The following is a 543-nucleotide window of genomic DNA, read 5'->3' on the forward strand; positions in this document are numbered from 1 at the left end:
ATCTTTCAGGCATTTTTACAATAGCTATTGGAGACAATGAAATAAAAGAAGGGGGTAATCTTGATATTTGTATAAACAGCGTTATGGAAGGTGATAGTATCGAATCTATTATTAATGAAATCAATGCATACCTACGGGTAAAAGCAAATGATAGTTTTTTGTGGTGGAGAATGTCTGGTAAGTATAAAAGATTTATTGACGAACTTGAATCTGCCACAAAAAACAACAAACTTAATATCTGTGATAACTATGTATTATCAAAGGGGACTAATGATAAATATCAATTTATCATAAAGGAAAATATGCCGCAGGAAGCTGTGTTATCAACAGAGTCTTGCTCCAATGCGGCGTCTGTAGATCATGAAAAAATAAATTCAGCTAGAGAGAGTATTAGATGTGCAGAGAATAAGCTAATGAAGCTTATACATCTATATTCTCTCGCGCGAGGTCTATACCTAATGCAGCATAAGATATTTGAATCTAATATATATCGAGGGAAAGATTTAACAATAAATAAAGATGTCATATTTAAAGGCAGCATGT

General features: G+C 32.6%; 1 protein-coding gene. It reads left to right on the top strand.

Going from position 1 to position 543, the window contains the following annotated elements; all coding sequences use genetic code 11:
* The coding region (locus tag V2A85_RS24350) for a hypothetical protein (RefSeq protein ID WP_420072642.1) at window positions 1-543 on the top strand (543 nt) is incomplete at both ends.

Source organism: Yersinia sp. 1252 StPb PI (genome assembly GCF_048593885.1).
GTDB lineage: Bacteria > Pseudomonadota > Gammaproteobacteria > Enterobacterales > Enterobacteriaceae > Yersinia > Yersinia enterocolitica_E.